The following is a 16,529-nucleotide window of genomic DNA, read 5'->3' as shown; positions in this document are numbered from 1 at the left end:
AGATACCACCAAAGCAGGAGCAACATTCGCCATACCACAAGCTTAACAAGCAAATCTAAAACTATTTTGGAGACACACCACTAGGTAGCAGCTCGCGCTGTTCCGAGCGTTGAAAACGACGCGAGCTGCTACATATTTGGGGGTGGAGGTGTCCTAACGTCCGTGGTCAATCCACCTGGGACCCCTGCGGCTGCTGCCCATGTAGCCGCCCAGGAACCCGCCAACAATCAGTACCAGTCCACCCACTCGCGCCAGTCTGACACCCAGCCGGCGCCTGCCGCGCCGGCGTGCGGTCCACGAGCCAAGGAAGATCAGGACGGCCACGCCGTTGGCCCCGGCGTGGACTATCCCCACCCGCCGCGTGGCACGATCCGCCAGCGCCCACTCGGCCCAGCCCGAGAGCGCCGTCGGCGCGGCTGCCACTACCCCCAATCCCACCAGGCGCGTGGCGGCCCGTTGTGATCCTTCGTCCGGGAACAGGTCGAGGTACTGGGCCATGAACCAGGCGCCGAACGGCACGTCGGTCAGGATGACGTGAAGGGGTAGTCCAGTGGCATCACCGTGGAGGACGCTACGCAGCCGGCCGTTGGCAACGAGCCGCTGCGCCAGCGGACTTATGGCGCGGACGGCACCGTCGAGGGACTCTGCCCGCTCAAGCTTACCCATTAGTCGGCGGAACAGGCCGCCTCCGCCGTTCCTCCGCACGCGGGGTGCGCGAAGTTCCAATTCCAAAAGGTCCCGGCTCCGACGTTCCATTGCCCCATGCTAATTTGCCCGGCCGGCGGAGTCACTAGGCACAAAGTCCGCCCGAGGCGCCCGCTGCGGGTTCCGGGCGCGCCGGTGTCCTAGGCTTGGGGACATGGCTCCCATCTACTCCTTCGCCGGCGACACCCCGGACATCCATCCCTCAGTTTTCGTGGCGCCGACGGCGTCCGTCATCGGCCGTGCCACGCTCGCCGAGGACGCGAGCGCCTTTTACGGCGTCTCGGTGCGGGCGGACACGGCAGCGATCAGCGTCGGCGCCGGCAGCAACCTGCAGGACAACGTGGTGCTGCATGCCGATCCGGGCTTCCCGTGCAGCGTCGGGGCGCGGGTCAGCGTCGGGCACAGCGCCGTCGTGCACGGCTGCACCGTCGAGGATGACTGCCTCATCGGCATGAGCGCCACCATCCTCAACGGCGCGGTGATCGGCGCCGGCTCGCTCGTGGCGGCCGGCGCCGTCGTCCTGGAGGGCACGGTGGTCCCGCCGCGCTCCCTCGTGGCCGGGGTTCCCGCCAAGGTGCGCCGCGAACTCACGGATGAGGAGTTCGACGGCGTGAAGCGCAACGCGGCACACTACCGCGAGCTCGCGCAGGCTCACCGCGAAATCCACGCAGGGAACAGCTGATCGAGCCGAACCGCTGACCAAGCTTGTCGAGATCAAGGTTCCGACAAGCCCAACCACCGGACCCTAGTCCAGGCTGATGGGTCCCAGCGCGTCGAGCAGGTCACCAGGACCGGGGTTCCCGGCGGCGGACGATCCGCCGAGGTGGTTCACGACGCCCCACACCGCGTTCAGCCCGGTGGTCACGGCGCCCTCGGCCCAGCCGGCGGTGAAGGAGACGTCGTCGCCGGCGAGGAAGATCCCGCGCTGGCTTTCCGGCAGGCCGTCCTGCTTGAAGTGCGTGAAGAGGCGCTGCTGGTAGCGGTAGTGCCCGGGCAGGTTTGCCTTGAAGGCGCCCATGAAATTGGGATCCGCTTCCCATGAAACCGTGATGGGCTGGCCCACGATGTGGCTGGCGATGTCCACGCCAGGATAGATCTGCTCGAGCGAGTGCAGCATGAGCTCCACCCGCTGGTCGGCGTCGAGGGCGAGCCACTTCAGCGCGTCATCGTTCCACGTGTAGGACAGCAGGATCACCGCGGGCTGGTCGGGGCCGTTGTCCAGGAGGTAGGTGGCGCGGTTGAGCCGGTCGGTCAGGGTCATGGACAGCACCTCGCGGCCGGTTTCCGGGTCGATGTCCTTCCAGAACGGACGGTCCACCATGACGAACGTCTTGGAGGACTGCATGTAGTGGGAGCGTTCGATCGCCGTCCAGAGCTCCGCGGGGAACAGCGCCTCCTCGGTGTGGATTCGCGTGGACAGCAGCCATGACTGGCAGGTGGTGACCACGGCTGGGTAGGACGATTCGCGGCCCCACCGCTCCCGGAGACGGAGGTCGCCGTTGGCGTCCCGGCTGATCCGGTCCACGGCTCCCCGCGGGGAGCCGGAGTGCAGGGACGCCAGCGACGTCCCTTCCGGCCAGTGGGCCATGCCCGACGGCGCGTGGTGCCACAGTGCCTCCGGGAGGCGCTGCGCTCCCCCGGCGATGAGTCGGTGCTGGTCATCGGCATCGGTATATACGACGCGCAGGATCTCGAGGATGGAGTTGGGGAAGTCCGTGTCCCAGCCGCCGGTGCCGAACCCCACCTGGCCGAACGCCTCGCGGTGGGCAAAGCCCGCCTCCTTGAACGACTCGCTGCCGGCGATGAAGCCGTAGAACGTCTGCTCGTCCAGCAGCGGCAGGAGCTCATTCCAGAGTTCCTTGATCCGGGCGGTGTCGCGTGCCCGGATGGCGTCCTGCATCTCGCTGAACCGGGCGCCGTCGTTCACGGCAGCTTTCCAGGCGTCCGCCACTTCGCGGAAGAACGGGGGAAGGTCGGCCGGTGTGGTCGCGTAATGCTTCTGCCCGGCCAGCTCGATCACCGTGCTGGACGTTGCGGGCGCCAGCGGGTTGGGGAACTCCTGGGTGTCGAGGCCCAGCAGGTCCACGTAGTGGTAGAAGGCCTTCCCGGATACCGGGAAACGCATCCCGCCCAGGTCTGCCACCACGCCCGGGGCCGACGGGAAGCTGGCCGTGCGCAGGCGGCCGCCGATCTGGTCAGCCTCGTAGACCACAGGCCGCAGCCCGAGCTTCATGAGCTCGTAGGCCGTGACCAGGCCGGACAGCCCCGCGCCGACTACAGCGACTTCCGTTCCACACAGTTCCGGCGGAAGGGAACCTAGTCCGTCCGGGTGGGAGAGGTAATGGTCATAGCTGAACGGGAAGTCCGGATTCAGCATGGTGACGGGGGCACGGTCCGCCCTGTCGGCCGCCGCCGGTGAAGGCCCGGTGGAGGTGCTGGACGGATCGAAGGCCGGCAGTTCGGTAGCGATGGTCATGAAAGGTCTGCCTTTGACGGTTCGTGGATTGACGGAGTGCTGGAAAGTTCAGTGCTCGAAAGTTCACGGCTGGATAGTTCACGGTATTCCTCGTGACTCAAGGAAGCCACCCTTGAATTGCGGCGGCCGTAGCCGAAGTAGGCAGCCAGTCCTACCAGCATCCAGATCCCGAAGGTCACCCAGGTATCGACGCCCAGGTTGGCCATCAGGTAGGCGCACATGAGCGCACCGAGGATCGGGGTGAGCGGGAACAGCGGAACCCGGAAGGTGCGCTTGAGCTCTGGCCGGGTGCGGCGCAGGTAGATGACGGCCACGTTCACCAGGGCGAAGGCGAAGAGGGTACCGATGCTCGTGGCGTCGGCCAGGGCACCGAGCGGAACCAGCCCGGCGGTGAGGGCCACCAGGGTGCCTACGATCAGGGTGCCGGCAACCGGAGTGCCGGTCTTCGGGGAGACCCTGCCGAAGACCTTGGGCATGAGTCCGTCGCGGGCCATGGAGAGCAGAATGCGGGTCTGTCCGTAGAGGACGGTCAGCACGATGCTGGCGATGGCAAGGACGGCACCCACGGCGAAGACCAGGGCGATCCACGGCTGCCCGGTGGTCTCCTCGAGGATCTTGACCAGCGCGGCTTCATTGCCGTCGAACCAGCCCCAGGGCCGGGCGCCGACGGCGGCCACGGCGACCAGGACGTAGATGGTGGTGACGATCAGCATGGAGAGCATGATGGCGCGGGGCAGGTCGCGCTTGGGGTTGCGGGCTTCCTCGCCGGCAGTGGATGCGGCGTCGAAGCCGATGTAGGAGAAGAAAACGCTGGAAGCCGCGGCGGACACACCGGCGGCACCCATGGGCATGAGGGGCTCGAAGTTGCCGGCGTTGAAGGCTGTGAAGGCCACGGCGCAGAAGAAGAGCAGGATGGCCACCTTGATAACCACGATGGCCGTGTTGATCCAGGCGCTTTCCTTGGCGCCCCGGACCAGCAGGATCATGGCCAGGAGAACAATGACCATGGCCGGGATGTTCATGATGCCGCCGTCACCGGGCGGCTGGGAGATGGCGTCCGGCAGGACCTGGCCGAAGACCGCCAGGGTCTCGTTCACGTACTGGCCGGCGCCCACTGCAACGGCGGCCACCGAGACGGCGTATTCCAGCACGAGGCACCAGCCGCAGATCCAGGCCATGCCCTCACCCAGGGTGGCGTAGCTGTAGGAATAGCTGGAGCCGGCCACCGGCACCAGGCCGGCCATTTCGGCGTACGACACGGCGGACAGCAGGGCGGCCACGCCGGCGATGGCGAAGGAGATCCAGATGGCGGGCCCGGCCAGCGGAACCGATTCGCCCAGGATCACCAGGATGCCGGTCCCCAGGGTTGCGCCCACGCTGATCATCGTCAGCTGCAGGACGCCGAAGCTGCGGACCAGTCGGGTTCCGCCATGGCCTGTTTCGGCTTCATTGACCATCTGTCCGATCGGCTTGCGGCGCAGCAGCTGGGCTGCCAGGCCGGGGCGGCCGGCCGGCGCTGCCGGCCGCTGTTCTGTGTAAGTGGGCACAGTCATCGTTGACGTCCGTTCGTGAGTAGTTGTCGATTCCCCTCACCTCAGCGTAGGTGTGTGAGACAACTCTCACCGGTGTGCAAAATGACCTATAGTGTTCTGGCATGAGACGTAATGCACAACAGACAGGCACCCAGAACGCGGTGCTTTCCGGCCAGGTCAGCGTTGATCTGTCCGCGATTTCCGACAATGTCCGGGCCCTCCGGGCCCTCACCTCCGCAGCGCATTTCATGGCGGTGGTGAAGGGCAACGCCTACGGCCACGGGCTCGTTGACGTGGCGCAGGCAGCCCTTGCGGCCGGCGCCGACTGGCTCGGGACTGCCCAGCTCACCGAGGCCCTCGCGCTGCGCCGCGCCGGCATCACCGCCCCGGTCCTTTCCTGGCTGTACCTCGCCACGGCGTCCAGCGACATGATTCGCGAAGCGGTGGACAACGACGTCGACATGTCGCTCGGCAGCACCGCCCAGCTGGACGTGGTGGCGGGCATTGCCCGGTCGCTGGGACGGCCGGCCGCTGTCCACCTCGAGCTGGACAGCGGCCTGAGCCGGGGCGGCGCACGGGCCGAGGACTGGCCGGACCTGGTGGCCGCCGCACGCGCGGCCGAGGTTGCCGGAACCCTGACGGTAAGGGGCGTCTGGACCCACCTGGCCTGGGCCGACGTTCCGGCCCATCCGGGCAACGCCGCGGCCGTGGCCGCCTTCGAGGAAGCCGTCCGCCAGGCCAGGGAGGCCGGACTGGACCCGCAGCTGAGGCATGTTTCCAGTTCCGCCAACATCCTGGACCGCCCCGAATTTGCGTTCGACATGGTCCGGGCCGGCCTGGCCATCTACGGCCTGGCCCCGGCCGACCACCTTGATCCGGCGGATTACGGGCTTCGCCCGGCCCTGACCGTGACGGCTCCCGTGGTGCTGGTGAAGAAGGTCCCGGCGGGCACCGGGGTGAGCTATGAGCACCAGGCCATCACCCACGAGGCGCGGTTCCTGGGGCTGATCCCGCTCGGCTATGCGGACGGCATCCCGAAGGGCATTTCCGGCCGCAGCATCGTCCGGCTCGGGGGCAGGCGGGTTCCCGTGATCGGCAAGGTGTGCATGGACCAGTTCATGGTGGACCTTGGCCCGGAATCCGGCGGCGTCTGCGTTGGCGACACGGCCGTCCTGTTTGGTGATCCGGGCACCGGTGCGGCCAGCGCGGACGAATGGGGCGCGGCGATCGGAAGCCACGGTGACGAGATCATCAACAGGATTGCCCCGCGACTCCCCCGGACCTACGAGTGCCCGGATTACGAGGACCCCCGGGACGGTGTGCCGCATGTCGCCTGAGGCCACTTCCGGCGCCGAGCGGCTGAGCGTCGTCACGCTGGAACAGTTCCTGGCGAAGTTGCCGCCGGAGTTGAAGGTGCTTCACGACGGCGGCAACGGTTCCGGCCTGCTGCGGTGGGTGGAGCCCAGTGAGCTGGAGGACCCCACCCCCTACCTGCTCGACGGCGAGTTCCTCCTGACGGCCGGCCTGCCCTTCGTGGGCGAGGCGGGCGACGCGGCCCGGGTCGACGCCTATGTGCGGCGCCTCGTGCACGCCCGGGTCGGGGCCCTGGGATTCGGGCTGGAACCGTACTTCGACGCCGTCCCGGACACCGTGGTGGAAGCCTGTGTCCGGCACAACCTGACCCTCGTGGAGGTGCCCAGCACCGTTCCGTTCGCGGCGATCGGGCTCGAGTTCTCCCAGCTCCTGGAGTCGGACAACGCCAAACTGTTCCGGCACCTGGCGGACACCAACAGGCAGCTGATGCGTGCCGTCCTTTCCGCCCGGCCCGAGCACGAACTCCTGGCAGCTCTGACCCAGCGGGTCCCTGTGTGGGCCGTGCTGGTGGGCGCGGACGGACGGGTCCGCGCCCGGGCGGGCTCCGGCGTCGAACTTCCCGCGCTGCAGCCGATCCTGGACCGCCTTCTGGGCGGGAGCGGGCCCCGGGTGGAAATGGACTCCTTCGACGTCGCAGGGTCGGCGCTGGTTTTCGGGCATCCTCTGCGCAGCACCCGCGACGCCAACCTTGGGGCCCTGGTCCTGGGTACTGACGCCCCGCTAACTCCGTCGCAGAACAGCGTGGTGTCATCCGCCGTCGGCCTCCTGGAACTCCTGGTCCGGCAGCGGACCAGCGGTTCCCTGGCGCCGAGCCAGCTGGCCACGGCACTGCTGCTGCACCCGGACAGTCTGGCCAGCGGTGGAACGCGGCACATCAACGGGCTCCGGGACCTGCTGGCCCAGAGCACCTCGTCCACCCGCTCGGCCCCGCTTCGCGTGGTCCAGGGCATCAAGGCGGACCAGGCAACGTGGCCCGCCGGCGACAGCCCGGTGCGCGAGCTGCTGCAGTGGCGGCGGCTGTTCGATACCAAGCTCGTGGAGATCACCGACTACGGTTTCGCGGCCATCACCCGCCTGAAAGTGGATGATGCGTTGCTGGCCGAAGTCGAAAAGCTCGGCTGGCGCCTGGTGATCGGCGATGCCACCGAATTGGCGGGCCTGAGCGGCGCCTACCAACGCGTGACGTCGCTCCGCTCCCGCGTCCAGAGCACCGGCAAGAGTGCGCGGGTGGGCGAAGTCAGCTGGACCGTGACAGGGCTGCTGGGACGCGAGGCCGGCACCATGCTGGCGGGCCGGCTCCTGGAGCCGCTGCTCAGCCAGGACGCCGACCGCCGCCGCGCCCAGCTCGCCGTGCTCAGATCCTGGCTGGGTGAAAACGGCAACTGGGACGCCACTGCGAAGGTGCTCGGGCTGCACCGCAACAGTGTCCGGCGCCAGATCAACGCGGTGGCGGAGCTGCTGGACATGGACCTCAACGAGGCACAGGTGCGGGCCGAGCTGTGGATTGCGCTGCAGTACGTGGATGAGCTGCCGGCGACGCCTCAGCCCCCGATGGAGCCGTCACCGGCCAGGCCGTCTTCCCAGGACCGGTAAACAGCGGGACGCCGGTCGTTGAGGTACGGCACAACCGCCCTCGCGTTCCGGGCAGCGTCCGCGCTGACCTCGGCGAACAGCAGCTCCGGGCCGGTGCCCGCCGCCAGCAGCGACCCGTCCGGAGCGGCGATGACGCTTCCGCCCAGGAACTCGCAGCCGTCCTCCGCGCCCGAATGGTTGGCGTAGGCCACCGTCAGCTGGCTCTCCAGCGCCCGGGCGCGGAGCAGGACCTGGGGAACGGCGTCGAATCCGTGCGCCAGCGCGGTGGGAACCAGGAGCAGTTCCGCGCCGCGGGCCGCGGCCGCACGCACGATCTCGGGAAATTCCACGTCATAGCAGATGGCCAGCGATGCCCTGATGCCGGCCAGATCGACGACGGCGGGGGCTGCTTGTGCGGCGCTGAACGCCTTGCGCTCCTCCGGCCCGAACAGGTGGACCTTGGCGTAGGTGAGGAGTTCCTCCCCCCGATCGCCGAGAAGCGTCGCGGTGATCTGCCACTGCCCGTCGGGCGTGAGCCCCGGCAGGCTGTAGACCAGCGCGATCCGGTGGCGGGCGGCGATTTCCGCCAAAGTGCTGCGGATATCCGGAATGACCGCCGGATCCAGCTCGGCGCGGATCCGCAGCGGCGCATACCCCACGGGGAAGAGTTCGGGAGTCAGCAGTACGCCGGCTCCGGCTTCCGCTGCCTTCCGGGCAGCCTCGTCAACGGCCCGGCAGTTCCGTTCGATGTCCAAAACAACGGCATTTGCCTGCAACAGCGCCAGCAGCACCATGATCACCTCAAGTCTTCGTGAACGCCCGCCCCACACCGGGCCGTCTTTCTCCTCAGCGTATCCGCGGTGCCCGCCGGGCGCGCCGGTGTATTTGCACCTGCCAGACCGGCCCTCGGGACGGATCGTCCGGGGAGCCCAAAACCGCAGGCATGCCGGCATTGCGTTAACTTCTTGACTACAAGGAGCCGATGGTGCAATCTTCATAGCATGCCCTCAACATCGCGCTCAACGAGGAGCCGAACCAAAAACCCCGGATCGCAGTCCGCTCTGAGACACCTTAACCAGCAGCGGATCATCGAATGCCTCCTGAACGGCCCCTCCACCCAGGCGGAGCTCGCCCGCCAAACCGGATTGTCCACTGCAACGGTGTCCAACATCGTCAAAATCATGCAGGACTCCGGCCTGGCGTCCACCGAGCCGATCACCAGTTCCGGGCGGCGGGCGCTCAACGTCCGCCTGAACAGCAACGGCGCCGTGGCCGTCGGAATCGACTTCGGCCGCAGGCACCTGCGCGTGGTGCTCGCCTCGCTCAGCTACCACGTCATCGCCGAGGAATCCGTCCTGCTTCCCCTCGGGCACCATGCCGACCAGGGCATCGAGGCAGCCCTCACGCTGCTGGCCAAACTGCTCTCCGACAGCGGCGTGGAGCGCAGCGCGGTGGTGGGTGCCGGCGTCGGAATCCCCGGGCCCATCGACCGCCGGACGGGCACCGTGGCGCAGGGCGCCATCCTCCCCGAGTGGGTGGGCATCAACATCCTGGAGCACCTCGAAAACACCCTGAAGTTCCCGGTATTCATTGACAATGACGCCAATCTGGGGGCGCTCTCCGAGGTCACCTGGGGCCCGCACAGCGGCGTCAGCAACCTGATGTTCCTCAAGATCGGTTCGGGCATCGGCGCCGGCCTGATCCTCAACGGCAGCCCCTACTACGGCAACGTGGGGATCACGGGCGAAATCGGCCACGCCACCATCCATGAACACGGCCTGATCTGCCGCTGCGGCAACAGGGGCTGCCTCGAGACCATCGCGTCAACCACCACCATGATCGAACTGCTGAGCCGGGGCGAGGAACGGCCGCTGACGCCCGCGGACATTGTCCGCAAGGCGCTGGCAAAGGACTCCGCGACCCTGCGCGTCGTGGATGACGCCGGGCTGGCGGTGGGCCGGGCGCTGGGCAATGTGGCCAACCTGATCAACCCGGAAGTGATTGTGGTGGGAGGTCCGCTTGCCGGGCTGGGCGAGCTTCTGCTGGACCCCGTCCGCCGGGGTCTTGTGCGGCACGCAGTGCCCGTCATCGGGGAAACCACAACCCTGACAATGTCCTCCCTGGGCGACCGTGCCGAGGCCTTGGGCGCCGCAGCCCTGGTCTTCCAACATGCCGGAATCCGGCGCTCGTAAGCGTTTCGTTATGTGCCCGTTGCGTTAAAGACTTGACGACAAGGGTTGTGATCCAGTTTACTTTTTCATCAGACGGCCCTGCGGATTGCAGGGCAGACAACGAAGTCACGCATTGGAGGCGTAAGGGCAAATGACGTCCCTCGACACGCATAGCGATCCGGTAATCCTCGAGATGCGCACCATCACCAAGGAATTCCCCGGCGTTAAAGCATTGGCCGATGTGAACCTCAGGGTGAAGGCCGGCGAGATCCACGCGATCTGCGGCGAGAACGGCGCGGGAAAGTCCACCTTGATGAAGGTGCTCTCCGGTGTCTACCCGTACGGCAGCTACACGGGCGACATCGTGTACCAGGCCGAGGTCCAGCAGTTCAAGGACATCCGCGCCAGCGAGCATGCGGGCATCGTGATCATCCACCAGGAACTGGCGCTGATCCCGGAACTGTCCATCACCGAGAACATCTTCCTGGGCAACGAGCCCGTCAAGCGGGGCGTGATCGACTGGGCCGAGGCCCGGACCCGGACCCGCGAGCTGCTCGCCCGGGTGGGGTTGCGGGAGGACCCGGAAACCCCCGTGAAGGAAATCGGCGTCGGCAAGCAGCAGCTCGTGGAGATCGCCAAGGCGCTGAACAAGTCCGTGAAGCTGCTCATCCTCGACGAACCCACCGCCGCGCTGAATGAATCCGACTCCCAGCACCTGCTGGACCTGATCCTGGGCCTGAAGGGCCGCGGCATCACGTCGATCATCATTTCCCACAAGCTCAACGAGATCGAGCAGATCGCGGATTCCATCACCATCATCCGCGACGGGAAGTCCATCGAGACCCTGGACGTGAAGGCCGACGGCGTCGACGAGGACCGGATCATCAAGGGCATGGTCGGCCGCACGCTGGAATCCCGCTTCCCGGACCACGAGCCCAAGATCGGCGAGGTCCTGTTCGAGGTCAAGAACTGGACCGTCGGGCACCCGCAGGTCCAGGACCGCATGGTCTGCAAAGGCTCCAACTTCTTCGTCCGCCGCGGCGAGATCGTGGGCTTCGCCGGCCTCATGGGAGCCGGCCGCACCGAACTGGCACGGTCGGTGTTCGGCCGTTCCTACGGCCGCTTCATCACCGGCAGCATCTACAAGAACGGCAAGGAACTCCACCTCAAGAACGTCAAACAGGCCATTGACGCCGGCCTCGGCTACGTCACAGAAGACCGGAAGTCCCTGGGCCTGAACCTCCTGGATGACATCAAGACCACCACCGTCTCGGCGGCCCTGCACAAGATCAGCAAGCACTTCGTGGTGGATACCAACAAGGAATTCACCGTGGCCGAGCAGTACCGCAAATCGCTGCGCACCAAGACGCCATCCGTGGAGGAAGGCGTGGCCAAGCTCTCCGGCGGCAACCAGCAGAAGGTGGTCCTGGCCAAATGGATGTTCACCGACCCCGACCTGTTGATCCTGGACGAACCCACCCGCGGCATCGACGTCGGCGCCAAGTACGAGATCTACGGCATCATCCAGCAACTGGCCAACCAGGGCAAGGCCGTCATCGTCATCTCCTCCGAACTCCCTGAGCTTCTCGGCCTGTCCGACCGTATCTACACCATCTTCGAAGGCGCCATCACCGGCGTCGTGGACAAAGACGACGCCAGCCAGGAAAGCCTCATGAAACTTATGACTTCCGCCCGGAAAACCGCCTGACCCTCTGGAATCCTCCAGAACCTTCCAGAACAAGGACTGACACAATGAACGCGCTCAAGAAGCTCTTTGGCGGCAACACCCGCCAATTCGGCATGATCTTCGCCCTGGTTGCACTGATCGTTTTCTTCCAATTCGCCACCGAGGGCCGCACCCTCACCCCCGGCAACGTCATCAACCTCTTCAACGGCAACTCCTACATCCTGATCCTGGCCATCGGCATGGTGCTGGTCATCATCGCCGGCCACATCGACCTCTCGGTCGGCTCCGTTGCGGCGTTCGTCGGCGTCACGGTGGCGCTGGCCATCAGGGACTGGGGCATCCCCTGGTACCTGGGCATCCTGCTCGGACTCGCGCTGGGAGCCCTGATCGGCGCCTGGCAAGGGTTCTGGACCGCCTACGTGGGGATCCCCGCGTTCATCGTGACCCTGGCCGGCATGCTGCTGTTCCGCGGTTTCAACCAGTTCGTCGGCAAGTCCAACACCATCCCGGTCCCCGCGGACTTCCAGTACATCGGCTCCGGTTACCTCCCCGAGGTGGGCCCTAACACCGGCTTCAATAACCTCACCCTGCTGCTCGGCCTGCTCGGTGTCGCGTTCGTGGTCTTCAGCGAACTCCGCGCACGCCGCACCGCCAAGGCGCTCGGCGCCGAGGTCCCCGAAGGCTGGGTGGTCGTCACCAAGCTGGTGCTGGTCTGCGGCGCCATCCTGTACGCCACGTACCTGTTCGCGACGGGCCGCCCGGGCACGTCCTTCCCGATCCCCGGCCTGATCCTCGCCGTACTGGTCCTGATCTACGGCTTCATCTCCTCCAAGACCGTCGTCGGCCGCCACGTCTACGCCGTGGGCGGCAACCGCCACGCAGCCGAGCTCTCCGGCGTCCAGTCCAAGAAGGTCAACTTCCTGGTGATGATGAACATGGCCATCCTGGCCGGCCTGGCGGGCATGATCTTCGTTGGCCGCTCCACTGCCTCCGGCCCGTTCGACGGCGTCGGCTGGGAACTGGACGCGATCGCAGCCGTGTTCATCGGCGGCGCGGCAGTGACCGGCGGCGTTGGCACCGTGATCGGCTCGATCGTCGGCGGCCTGGTGATGGCAGTCCTGAACAACGGCCTGCAGCTGCTCGGCGTCGGCGCCGACCTCACCCAGATCATCAAGGGCCTGGTCCTGCTGATCGCCGTGGCCTTCGACGTCTACAACAAGTCCCAGGGCAAGAGGTCCATCATCGGCATGCTGACCCAGAGCTTCAACCGCCCCACCGGCGGCACACCGCTCCAGCCGGACGAGGTCACCTCGACCAAAGAAACCATCTCCCGGGAAGCCTGAGCACGCACCGCTCCCGGATGCATTTCCCACCCCTATAGAAAGTGAACCAAGCAATGCGAATGATTGGTAAAGCAGGAAAGGCGGCAGCAATCGCTGCCATTGCGGCACTGGCGCTGACAGCCTGCGGCCGTTCCGACTCCGGTACAACGGGCGGCGGCACAGCGGGCGGCGAGGCTTTCCCCAAGGGCTCCTCGATCGGCGTCGCGCTCCCGCAGAAGACCAGTGAGAACTGGGTCCTTGCGGAAAAGCTGTTCAACGACGGACTCACCAGCGCCGGCTTCAAAGCGGACGTACAATTCGCCAACGGCGGCGTCTCGGAGCAGCAGAACCAGATCAGCGCCATGATCACCAAGGGTGCCAAGGTGATCATCGTGGGTGCCATCGACGGCGCCCAGCTCGGCACCCAGCTCAAGCAGGCCAAGGACGCCGGCGCGACCATCATCGCGTATGACCGCCTCCTGCTGAACACCGAGAACGTGGACTACTACGTGGCCTACGACAACTTCAAGGTGGGCGAGCTTCAGGGCCAGGCACTGCTTGAGGGCATGAAGGCCAAGAAGCCGGAGGGTCCGTACAACATCGAGCTCTTCGCCGGTTCCCCGGATGACGCCAACGCAAAGGTCTTCTTCGACGGCGCCATGAAGGTGCTCCAGCCGAAGATCGACGACGGTACGCTCAAGGTGCTCTCCGGCCAGAAGTCCTTTGAACAGGCTGTCACGCAGGGCTGGAAGGCAGAAAACGCCCAGCGTCGTGCTGACACGCTGCTGACCGGCAGCTACTCCTCCGCTTCGCTGGACGGCGTGCTGTCCCCGAACGACACCCTGGCCCGCGCAGTCCTGACCTCGGTCAAGGCCGCCGGCAAGCCGCTTCCGGTTGTCACCGGCCAGGACTCCGAGGTTGAGTCCGTCAAGTCCATCATGGCCGGCGAGCAGTACTCCACCATCAACAAGGACACCCGCAAGCTCGTTGAGCACTCGATCGTCATGGTCAAGGACATCCAGGCCGGCAAGAAGCCCGAGATCAACGACGACAAGTCCTACAACAACAAGGTCAAGACCGTTCCGGCCTACCTGCTGGAGCCGGTCATTGTGACCAAGGAAAACGTCAAGACGGCCTACGTGGACGATCCGGTACTCGGCCCGATCACCAAGTAACGTCCCAGACGCTGCATCCAAGAGCCCCGGCTCCCCCACGAGGGAGGGCCGGGGTTTTTGGCGTCTGCGGTCCATATCCCCACGGTCCGGTTCCCCGGCCCCGTTCTCCGGGGCCGGGCCCTTCACAGCGCAAACATAGCTTTGGCCGGTTTCCTACACAGCAGCAGGCACCAATGTGGGATCCGAAGCCGGCCATTCCGCCGGCACGTGATCCCAAGGAGTGCAGTGAGCGTCCTCGCCCGAAGTGTAGGCAATGCCTTTAGAAACAAGGTCAGAACGGCTGCCGTTGTGGCCGTGCTGGCCGTAGCGATCGGACTGGCCCTGGCCATGCTGGTGGCCAACCAGGCCGTGGGCGCCAAAGTCCAGGAGCTGAACGCTTCGGTGGGGACCGTCCTGACGGTCAACCCGGCCGGCGGCCAGGGATTCGAAGGCGGCGGCGAACCGCTGACGTCCGAGCAGGCGGCGACGGCAGCGGGCGTACCCAACGTGACCGCCGTCGTCGGAACAAAGGCCCTGCGCCTCCGCAACGCCGCCGAAGCGGCCGCGCAGGCGGCAGCCGGCCAGACCGGCGGCCCGGGCGGCGGCCAGGGCGGTCCCGGCGGGCAGTCCACCACGACGCTCACCACCAGCCTCACGGCCGCCGTCGACGCCGGATCCCTGGGCAACCGCAACCAGGCCGGCGACGGAACCACCGGTTCAACCGGCGCCACGCAGCCGGCGCGGACCCTGCCGATCACGGCCACCGGTATCGGCGCCGAAGTGGACAGCACCGGAAAGGCCCTCGAACTGATGGAGGGCACCGGCCTCGGCGACTACGCCGCGGACTCCGCCAAGGCCCTGCTCGGCACCACGCTCGCCGAAAAGAACAACCTCAAGGTCGGCTCCACGTTCACCATCAACAGCAAGACCTTCACCGTGGCCGGCCTGTTTGACGCCGGCACGACGTTCGGCAACAACGCCCTGTACGTCACGCTCCCGGCGGCCCAAACCCTGGCCGAGCTGCCCGGGGAGCTCTCCACCATGATTGTCACGGTCAACAGCATGGAGAACGTCGACTCCACGAAGACCGCGCTCCAGTCCGCGCTCGGCACCGACAAGGCTGATGTCACCCAGGGCCAGCGCAACCTCGAAACCGCCGTCAGCTCGCTGGACAGCGTCAAGAACATCTCCCTGGTTGCCTTCATTGCGGCGCTGGGCACGGCCGGACTGATCATCCTGCTGATCATGGTCATGCTGGTCCGCGAGCGCCGCCGCGAGATCGGCGTGCTGAAGGCCATCGGAGCACCGAACCGGACCATTGGCCTGCAGTTCGTGCTCGAGGCGCTGGTTCTGGTGGCGCTCGGCAGCGTCGTCGGCGCGGCGATCGCGTCCTTCGCCAGCGGCAGCATCGCCTCCGCGCTGGTCAGTTCCAGCACCGGCACGACGACGGCGACCGCCGGCCAGCGCGGCCCCGGACTCGCGGGCGCTGCCGGCGGCTTCCCGGGCGGCGTGCCAGGGCAGGGCGGACCCTTCGGCGGCGCCTCGCAGCTGCTCACCTCCGTCACGGCGAGTGCGTCCCCCGGCGTCATTGCCGCGGGCATCGCGGCGGTGTTCGGCGTCGCCATCATCGGTGCGCTGGTTCCGGCGCTGCTGACCGCCCGCATCCGTCCCATCGAAGTCCTCCGAGGAGAATAGCCATGATTGAAGTCAAGAACCTCGTCCGCGCCTTCAAGTCCGGCGACCGCACCATCAAGCCCGTCAATGACGTCAGCTTTGAGCTGGAACAGGGCACGCTGGCATCCATCGTGGGGAAGAGCGGCAGCGGCAAAAGCACGCTGTTGTCCCTCCTGGGCGCGCTGGACAAACCCACCAGCGGAGACGTCGTCGTCAACGGCGTCAGCCTGGCCGGCATGCCGGACGGCAAACTGACCGAATACCGGCGCCGGGACATCGGCTTCGTGTTCCAGCAGTTCAACCTGATCCCCAACCTGTCCGCGCTGGATAACGTGATGCTGCCGATGGAGTTCGCCGGGATCCGGAAGTCCGCACGGTCCCAGCGGGCGCGCGAATTGCTCGAGCAGGTGCAGCTCGACCCGGACAAGCACGTGCGGCGCATCAACCGGCTCTCGGGCGGCGAGCAGCAGCGGGTCGCCATTGCCCGGGCTCTGGCCAATGAGCCCAAGCTGATCCTGGCCGATGAGCCCACGGGCAACCTGGACGAGCAGACCGGCGAGCACATCATCGAGCTGCTCAGTTCGCTCAGCCGGGACCACAACACCACCATCCTTGTGGTCACGCATGACCGTTCGCTCGCCAATAAGACGGACCGCCGGTTCAGGCTGCAGCAGGGCAAACTGACCGAAGAGCCTGCCCGCAACCGCCCTGCGGTGCCGGCGGCGGTGTAGGTTCACGCGGCGGTGTAGGTTCACGCGGCGGGCGGTGCGGGAGGTTTCACCCTTCCCGCACCTCCCGCCGCGATTTCCCCGGTACTCTCACCTAACAGGCGGAAGTTCGGACGCTCTCTCACTTCCCACAG

General features: G+C 66.6%; 13 protein-coding genes. 9 read left to right on the top strand and 4 right to left on the bottom strand.

Going from position 1 to position 16,529, the window contains the following annotated elements; translation table 11 throughout:
* Positions 1 to 153: 153 nt before the first annotated feature.
* On the bottom strand, positions 154 to 756 hold the full coding sequence (locus ASG92_RS13420) for a DUF2231 domain-containing protein (protein WP_056629156.1): 603 nt from the start codon (positions 754 to 756) through the stop codon (positions 154 to 156).
* 103 nt (positions 757 to 859) lie between these two features.
* Between ASG92_RS13420 and ASG92_RS13415 the strand changes: the two genes are divergently transcribed.
* The gene (locus ASG92_RS13415) at positions 860 to 1,387 is read left to right on the top strand and encodes a gamma carbonic anhydrase family protein (RefSeq protein WP_056629154.1); all 528 of its coding nucleotides are present in this window, start codon (positions 860 to 862) and stop codon (positions 1,385 to 1,387) included.
* 63 nt (positions 1,388 to 1,450) lie between these two features.
* Here ASG92_RS13415 and ASG92_RS13410 read toward each other — a convergent pair whose 3' ends face one another.
* Entirely contained in the window at positions 1,451 to 3,181 is a 1,731-nt protein-coding gene (locus tag ASG92_RS13410) for an NAD(P)/FAD-dependent oxidoreductase (protein WP_200951965.1), read from the bottom strand.
* Complete coding sequence (locus ASG92_RS13405; RefSeq protein WP_056629153.1) at positions 3,178 to 4,734, bottom strand: amino acid permease; 1,557 nt, start codon at positions 4,732 to 4,734, stop codon at positions 3,178 to 3,180. The genes ASG92_RS13410 and ASG92_RS13405 overlap by 4 nt, the downstream gene beginning before the upstream one ends.
* Positions 4,735 to 4,835: 101 nt before the next feature.
* Here ASG92_RS13405 and alr point away from each other — a divergent pair, with 101 nt between their 5' ends.
* Positions 4,836 to 6,050 carry an alanine racemase gene (gene alr, locus ASG92_RS13400; protein ID WP_056629151.1) on the top strand — a complete coding sequence of 405 codons (1,215 nt, stop codon included), beginning with the start codon at positions 4,836 to 4,838 and terminating at the stop codon, positions 6,048 to 6,050.
* Positions 6,040 to 7,680: a PucR family transcriptional regulator gene (locus tag ASG92_RS13395; protein WP_056629147.1), complete on the top strand. Its 1,641-nt coding sequence runs from the start codon at positions 6,040 to 6,042 to the stop codon at positions 7,678 to 7,680. Before alr ends, ASG92_RS13395 begins: the two co-directional genes overlap by 11 nt.
* Here ASG92_RS13395 and ASG92_RS13390 read toward each other — a convergent pair.
* Entirely contained in the window at positions 7,629 to 8,453 is an 825-nt protein-coding gene (locus ASG92_RS13390; protein ID WP_056629163.1) for a nitrilase-related carbon-nitrogen hydrolase, read from the bottom strand. The two genes, ASG92_RS13395 and ASG92_RS13390, sit on opposite strands and share 52 nt — an antisense overlap.
* Before the next feature lie 207 nt (positions 8,454 to 8,660).
* On the opposite strand from ASG92_RS13390, the gene ASG92_RS13385 reads away from it, so the two are divergent.
* The 6 genes from ASG92_RS13385 to ASG92_RS13360 all read left to right on the top strand — a co-directional run bounded on the left by ASG92_RS13385 (position 8,661) and on the right by ASG92_RS13360 (position 16,398).
* Positions 8,661 to 9,851, top strand: a complete 1,191-nt coding sequence (locus tag ASG92_RS13385; RefSeq protein ID WP_056629144.1) for an ROK family transcriptional regulator — start codon at positions 8,661 to 8,663, stop codon at positions 9,849 to 9,851.
* A 130-nt stretch (positions 9,852 to 9,981) separates the two neighbouring features.
* A complete protein-coding gene (gene mmsA / locus ASG92_RS13380; protein WP_056629142.1) occupies positions 9,982 to 11,538 on the top strand; it encodes a multiple monosaccharide ABC transporter ATP-binding protein in 1,557 nt (518 codons plus the stop codon).
* Between the two features lie 44 nt (positions 11,539 to 11,582).
* Complete coding sequence (gene mmsB, locus ASG92_RS13375; RefSeq protein WP_056629140.1) at positions 11,583 to 12,860, top strand: multiple monosaccharide ABC transporter permease; 1,278 nt, start codon at positions 11,583 to 11,585, stop codon at positions 12,858 to 12,860.
* 53 nt (positions 12,861 to 12,913) lie between these two features.
* A complete protein-coding gene (locus ASG92_RS13370; protein WP_056629138.1) occupies positions 12,914 to 14,014 on the top strand; it encodes a sugar-binding protein in 1,101 nt (366 codons plus the stop codon).
* A 225-nt stretch (positions 14,015 to 14,239) separates the two neighbouring features.
* Positions 14,240 to 15,688 (top strand): FtsX-like permease family protein, encoded by a 1,449-nt coding sequence (locus tag ASG92_RS13365; protein ID WP_056629137.1) that lies wholly within the window; start codon positions 14,240 to 14,242, stop codon positions 15,686 to 15,688.
* Between the two features lie 2 nt (positions 15,689 to 15,690).
* Positions 15,691 to 16,398, top strand: a complete 708-nt coding sequence (locus ASG92_RS13360; RefSeq protein WP_056629136.1) for an ABC transporter ATP-binding protein — start codon at positions 15,691 to 15,693, stop codon at positions 16,396 to 16,398.
* Positions 16,399 to 16,529 lie beyond the last annotated feature (131 nt).

Origin of the sequence: Arthrobacter sp. Soil736 (genome assembly GCF_001428005.1) — a bacterium.
Taxonomy (GTDB): Bacteria; Actinomycetota; Actinomycetes; order Actinomycetales; family Micrococcaceae; genus Arthrobacter.
Note: the sequence above shows the minus strand (reverse complement) of the source record. Positions and strands in the feature narration are given on the sequence as shown.

Excerpts from the sequence above, each read along its gene's own strand:
- ASG92_RS13420 (WP_056629156.1), bottom strand. The coding sequence starts at position 756 with ATGGAACGTCGGAGCCGGGACCTTTTGGAATTGGAACTTCGCGCACCC.
- ASG92_RS13415 (WP_056629154.1), top strand. The coding sequence starts at position 860 with ATGGCTCCCATCTACTCCTTCGCCGGCGACACCCCGGACATCCATCCC.
- ASG92_RS13410 (WP_200951965.1), bottom strand. The coding sequence starts at position 3,181 with ATGACCATCGCTACCGAACTGCCGGCCTTCGATCCGTCCAGCACCTCC.
- ASG92_RS13405 (WP_056629153.1), bottom strand. The coding sequence starts at position 4,734 with ATGACTGTGCCCACTTACACAGAACAGCGGCCGGCAGCGCCGGCCGGC.
- alr (WP_056629151.1), top strand. The coding sequence starts at position 4,836 with ATGAGACGTAATGCACAACAGACAGGCACCCAGAACGCGGTGCTTTCC.
- ASG92_RS13395 (WP_056629147.1), top strand. The coding sequence starts at position 6,040 with ATGTCGCCTGAGGCCACTTCCGGCGCCGAGCGGCTGAGCGTCGTCACG.
- ASG92_RS13390 (WP_056629163.1), bottom strand. The coding sequence starts at position 8,453 with ATGGTGCTGCTGGCGCTGTTGCAGGCAAATGCCGTTGTTTTGGACATC.
- ASG92_RS13385 (WP_056629144.1), top strand. The coding sequence starts at position 8,661 with ATGCCCTCAACATCGCGCTCAACGAGGAGCCGAACCAAAAACCCCGGA.
- mmsA (WP_056629142.1), top strand. The coding sequence starts at position 9,982 with ATGACGTCCCTCGACACGCATAGCGATCCGGTAATCCTCGAGATGCGC.
- mmsB (WP_056629140.1), top strand. The coding sequence starts at position 11,583 with ATGAACGCGCTCAAGAAGCTCTTTGGCGGCAACACCCGCCAATTCGGC.
- ASG92_RS13370 (WP_056629138.1), top strand. The coding sequence starts at position 12,914 with ATGCGAATGATTGGTAAAGCAGGAAAGGCGGCAGCAATCGCTGCCATT.
- ASG92_RS13360 (WP_056629136.1), top strand. The coding sequence starts at position 15,691 with ATGATTGAAGTCAAGAACCTCGTCCGCGCCTTCAAGTCCGGCGACCGC.